The organism is Acetobacter sp. AN02, from assembly GCF_029759835.1.
Lineage (GTDB): Bacteria > Pseudomonadota > Alphaproteobacteria > Acetobacterales > Acetobacteraceae > Acetobacter.
Window position 1 is genome coordinate 1 of the sequence record NZ_JAJJND010000124.1, and the last position, 5,350, is coordinate 5,350.

Sequence of the window (5,350 nt, forward strand, 5' to 3'; positions counted from 1 at the left end):
CCACAGGTCTCCGTAAAGACCAGCGTTGAATCACGTCCAAGCCAGTCTGAGAAGATCTTTTGTCAACAGAACCTGGGCCCTACATAACGGCGCGGGCGAAAGACGGAAACGAAAAGCAGGCTTCATATACATGTGTCATGAACGGCTATATGTAATTTCTCAGGCGCATCACCGGATATCCCGGACTGTCGCCCTCCCCGGCTGATGCTGGTCAGCATGAGATCCGAGCATATCCGTCTCCGTTCAGAACTGCCTGTATTCCTCCTGATAGCTGACGAAATCGAGGACGCCCTGGAGCATGTAGGCCGCTGCTGCACGATCCACCACTTCCTGCCGACGGGTACGGGTCATATCGGCCTCCTGAATCAGCGCACGGTTCACGGCGCTTGAGGACAGACGCTCATCCCAGTTTGCCGCAGGCAGACCTGTCATGTCTGACAAGGCGATAGTCCAGTCCCGGCTTGCCTGCGCGGCGGGGCCGAAGCTGCCATCCAGGGAAAGGGGCAGACCGACAACAAGCCCCCCCGCCCCTTCCTTATCTGCAATCGCGCGGATTTCCGCGGCCATGACCGAAAGTTTCCCTCTCCTGAGCGTGGCATAGGGAGAGGCCACACGTCTGCGGACATCGGTGAGTGCAACACCTACCTGGCGCTGGCCGGGATCAAGTCCGATCAGGCGTTCTTCAGGCAGGAGGCGGGCAAACAGGTCTGGTATGTTGAACAGCGTCATGAGGTAAGGGTATGGTCCTCTCTGACCGGTGAAAGCCAGCATTTTATCTCTGTGATGGAAAGTTACTGACGTATGGCGCTCGACCCCGCCACAGCAAGGCGTGTTGCAAAACTGGCCAGAATCGGCCTCAACGACCAGGAACTGGAGACGGTCCGTGTCCAGATGGGCAGCATTCTCGACTGGATCGGGATGCTTGACGAGGTGGACGTGGAGAACGTCCCGCCGATGACCGGCACGGAGCATGTCACGCTGCGACAGCGTGAGGACGTGGTCACCGATGGTGGCCGTGCTGAGGATATCCTGTCGAATGCCCCGGATCGTGCCGGTGCGTTCTTTACCGTGCCGAAAGTGGTCGAATAATGCTGACTGACCTGACCATAACAACCGCGATTGACGGCCTGCGCCGCCGCGATTTTTCCGCAAGTGAACTTGTCAGTGCCCATATCGGGGCCGCAGAGGCGCTCAATCCCCGCCTGAACGCATATATCACCATCACGAGTGAGAGCGCCGGAGCCGCGGCGCGATCCGCCGATGAGGCTCTTGCAAAAGGCGATGCGCCGCTGCTGACGGGCATTCCCTTGGGGATCAAGGATCTTTTCTGCACGGCCGGGATCAGGACCACGGCAGCCAGCAGAATTCTCAGTGATTTTGTTCCTCCTTATGAAAGCACCGTCACGCAGAAACTGCTTCATGCGGGCGGCGTATTCCTCGGCAAGACCAATCTGGATGAATTCGCAATGGGGTCGGGCAATCTGACCTCCTTCTTCGGCACGGTCGAGAGTCCCTGGCATCGCACGGGTGATGCAACGCCTCTGGTCCCCGGGGGGTCATCCGGCGGATCTGCCGCTGCCGTGGCCGCGCACATCGCCATGGGGGCCACAGGCACGGACACAGGCGGCTCCATCCGTCAGCCCGCAGCCTATTGCGGCATCGTGGGTCTTAAACCGACCTATGGCCGCTGCTCCCGCTGGGGAACGATCGGCTTTGCCAGCTCTCTGGATCAGGCCGGACCGATGACGCGTTCGGTCGAGGACGCCGCCATTATGCTCGGCGCCATGGCCGGGTTCGACCCGAGGGACAGCACGAGTTCGGAACAGCCGGTTCCCGATTTCCGCGCCGCCGTAAACCGCTCCGTGAAGGGCCTGCGCGTGGGCATCCCGAAGGAATACCGGTCCGAAGGGCTATCTGAGGAAATGCAGGCCGTCTGGGAGAAGGGCATTCAGTGGCTGAAAGACGCGGGATGTGAGGTCAGTGATGTCTCTCTTCCCCATACGGAGTATGGTCTGGCCACCTATTACATCATCGCTCCGGCGGAGTGTTCGTCCAACCTCGCACGTTATGACGGCGTGCGTTTCGGACTGCGCGTGCCCGGAGACAGTCTTGACGAGATGTATGAGAAAACGCGTCATGACGGATTTGGCGAGGAAGTCCGCCGCCGTATCCTGATGGGCACCTATGTGCTTTCTGCCGGATATTACGATGCGTATTATCTCAAAGCCCAGAAAATCCGTACGCTGATCTGCCGTGATTTCATAAATGCGTTTGAGGAGGTGGATGTTCTTCTCACACCGACCGCACCGACGACCGCATTCGGAATCAATGAAAAGCCCGATGATCCGGTGCAGATGTATCTCAACGATATCTTCACTGTTCCGGCCAGCATGGCAGGTGTTCCTGCAATGTCGGTTCCGGCAGCGCTGAACGCGGAAGGGCTTCCCCTCGGTCTGCAGCTGATCGGCAGACATTTTGACGAGGAAACACTGATCGCAGCCGGTTCCGTTCTGGAAAAGGCAGCCGGTTTCACAGCGAGACCGGATATCCATGCGGGAGTTGCAGCATGACCTGGACCATTGAAGGCAGCACCGGCGCCTGGGAGATCGTTGTCGGTCTGGAAGTTCATGCTCAGGTCATCAGCAAGGCCAAGCTGTTCTCCGGCGCCTCCACGCTTTTTGGTGGTGAACCGAACAGCCAGGTCAGCCTCGTCGATGCCGGTTTCCCGGGAATGCTCCCGGTGATCAATCATGAATGTGTCGCGCAGGCCGTCCGGACCGGACTGGGCCTGAAGGCTCAGATCAATCTGATGAGCCGCTTTGATCGCAAGAATTATTTCTATGCCGATCTTCCGACCGGCTATCAGATCAGCCAGTTCGTCCATCCGATCGTCGGCGAGGGAAAGATCGAGATCGAGCTTGCCGACGGCACCACGCGGGAAATCGGTATCACGCGGCTGCATCTGGAGCAGGACGCGGGCAAGCTGATGCATGATCAGGATCCGACGCGCTCTTTCGTCGATCTCAACCGGGCCGGTGTTGCCCTGATGGAGATCGTGAGCGAGCCTGATATCCGCTCGCCGGAAGAGGCCGGAGCCTATCTGCGCAAGCTCCGCCAGATCCTGCGTTATCTCGGCACCTGCGACGGCAACATGGAGGAAGGCTCCATGCGTGCTGACGTGAACGTGTCGGTCCGCAAGACCGGAGAGGCGTTCCGCACGCGTTGCGAGATCAAGAACGTCAACTCAATCCGTTTTGTCACACAGGTCATCCCCATCGAGGCCATGCGCCAGATCGAGATATGGGAATCCGGCGGAGAGGTTGATCAGGAGACCCGTCTGTTCGATCCGGGCAAGGGAGAGACACGTTCGCTTAGGTCCAAGGAAGACGCACATGACTATCGCTACTTCCCGGACCCCGACCTCCTGCCGCTGGTGATCGAACGCTCCTGGGTCGATGAGCTTGCCGCCGCCCTTCCGGAACTGCCGGATGAGAAGCGTGCAAGGTTCCAGACCGAGTACGGCATCACCGCTTACGATGCAGGGGTTCTGGTGGCCGAGCAGGCTACGGCGGATTTCTATGAAGCCGTTGCGAAAGGCCGTGACGGTCGCTCCGCCGCAGCATGGATGACGGGAGATTTCTTCGCAGCCCTGAACCGGATGAGCAGGGGCATCGAGGAAAGTCCGGTCAGTGCCGATGCTCTTGGCGGTATGCTCGACATGATTGCGGACGGCACCATCAACGGCAAAATCGCCAAAGAGGTGCTTGAGACGATGTTCGAGACCGGTGAATCCGCATCAGACGTTGTTGAACGCAAGGGACTTCGTCAGGTGACCGATACGGGTGCCATAGAAACGGCAGCCGATGAGATCATCGCAAAACATGCCGATAAGGTGGCAGAATACAAAAGCGGGAAAGACAAGCTGTTTGGCTTCTTTGTCGGTCAGGTCATGAAGGCGACCGCCGGAAAGGCCAATCCTGCAATGGTCAATGAAATCCTCAAGGCAAGACTGGACGGATAGACCAGGCCATGGTCCGGGCGAAAGATAATCGCGCCCGGACCGTTCAGTCCCGCAGGCCCCGGCCTTTCCAGTATCAGAACAGCCCTTCAGGCAATCAGCTGCCGTTCACGCATCCAGGCCTCTGCCATACCTGGCCAGGACACCGTCTCTCCGCCAGGCAGACCCATCCCGAACCCGTGCCCTCCTCTGGCGAACAGATGCCTGACCACAGGGACACCTGCATTCCGGCAGGCTTTTTCAAAAATTTCCGTATTCTCCGCATTGACGATCGGATCATCCGCAGCCTGTGCAAGAAAAAACGGCGGGGCATCCCTGCGTACCCAGGACTGAACCGACCAGGCCCGGCTTTCCTCGGCAGACGGCATATTCCCGACCAGGCACCGGCGTGTAAGGGTGTTCTGATAGGGGGGCTCAAGCGTGATGACGGGATAAAGCAGCATGCTGAAATTGAAATCGTCAGAAACGGAATCAAGCTTATCGACAGGTCTGTAGCTGTTCCAGTCCGGGCGGACGGAACGCATACCCATCAGGTGGCCTCCGGCAGAAAAACCAAGCGCACCGATCCTGTCACTCCTGATACCGAATGAGGAGGCTCTGCCCCGTATGATCCGCACCGCCCGCTGCGCATCCTGAAACGGAACCTCCCGCCCGTCTGTCCAGCCTTCACACGGCAGCCGATAGGTCAGGACGAAGGCTGTAATTCCGATCCGGTTCAGCCACATCGCTGCCGGGACCGACTCCCGGCGCATCCCGATCCTGCGATATCCGCCCCCGCCGGCAACAAGCACGGCTGTTCCGCCGGGACGGGAAGGACGGAAAACCTGCAGAACCGGCACGGCGATATTGGAGATCGCTCCGTAGTGAGAAACATTCAGCGGCCCCTGTGGCCCGCCGCCGTCCGGCGGTCCGTTTTCCCACAGGGGGATGACCTCGACCCCGCTGTCCTGCGCACAGGCCCGGCTCCCGACGCCACAGGCCAGAAGACCTGCAGCACCTGACATCACAAGGCATCGTCTTTTTATCAGCATCGGAAGCAGTCTTGGCCCTGTATCTTGTTTTTATCCGGAACGTCCTGTTTCCAAAGACTACTCCTGCCCGTATATTTGCTCAATGAGCGTGCCGGATATCGACCTGTTTCACACGATTGATCTTATACCAACTCTGGGATGCCCTGACTCATATTTGATTTCTTTAGGGTATCGTTTTGGATCGCCCTGTGATTCACCGGATGTTGCACCGGGGAGACATCCAAATGGGCAGAGCGTTGGCATTGCGTGAAGATTACGATGCGGTGGGTCTGCGTGGGCTGGCGCGGACAACGAGGCATGC

5 protein-coding genes are annotated in these 5,350 nt (G+C 58.9%); 3 read left to right on the plus strand and 2 right to left on the minus strand.

Annotation, left to right across the window (positions count from 1 at the left end):
* Positions 1-243: 243 nt before the first annotated feature.
* Positions 244-729: a Holliday junction resolvase RuvX gene (ruvX, locus tag LOC54_RS11155; protein ID WP_279313876.1), complete on the minus strand. Its 486-nt coding sequence runs from the start codon at positions 727-729 to the stop codon at positions 244-246.
* Between the two features lie 72 nt (positions 730-801).
* Between ruvX and gatC the strand changes: the two genes are divergently transcribed.
* The 3 genes from gatC to gatB are packed head-to-tail and all read left to right on the plus strand — an operon-like array spanning position 802 to position 4,021.
* A complete protein-coding gene (gene gatC, locus LOC54_RS11160; RefSeq protein WP_279313877.1) occupies positions 802-1,089 on the plus strand; it encodes an Asp-tRNA(Asn)/Glu-tRNA(Gln) amidotransferase subunit GatC in 288 nt (95 codons plus the stop codon).
* Positions 1,089-2,570: an Asp-tRNA(Asn)/Glu-tRNA(Gln) amidotransferase subunit GatA gene (gene gatA, locus LOC54_RS11165; RefSeq protein ID WP_279313878.1), complete on the plus strand. Its 1,482-nt coding sequence runs from the start codon at positions 1,089-1,091 to the stop codon at positions 2,568-2,570. The genes gatC and gatA overlap by 1 nt, the downstream gene beginning before the upstream one ends.
* Positions 2,567-4,021, plus strand: coding sequence for an Asp-tRNA(Asn)/Glu-tRNA(Gln) amidotransferase subunit GatB (gene gatB, locus LOC54_RS11170; RefSeq protein WP_279313879.1), 1,455 nt, complete (start codon positions 2,567-2,569; stop codon positions 4,019-4,021). The genes gatA and gatB overlap by 4 nt, the downstream gene beginning before the upstream one ends.
* An 86-nt stretch (positions 4,022-4,107) precedes the next feature.
* Here gatB and LOC54_RS11175 read toward each other — a convergent pair whose 3' ends face one another.
* The gene (locus LOC54_RS11175) at positions 4,108-5,022 is read right to left on the minus strand and encodes an alpha/beta hydrolase (RefSeq protein WP_279313880.1); all 915 of its coding nucleotides are present in this window, start codon (positions 5,020-5,022) and stop codon (positions 4,108-4,110) included.
* Positions 5,023-5,350: the final 328 nt, after the last annotated feature.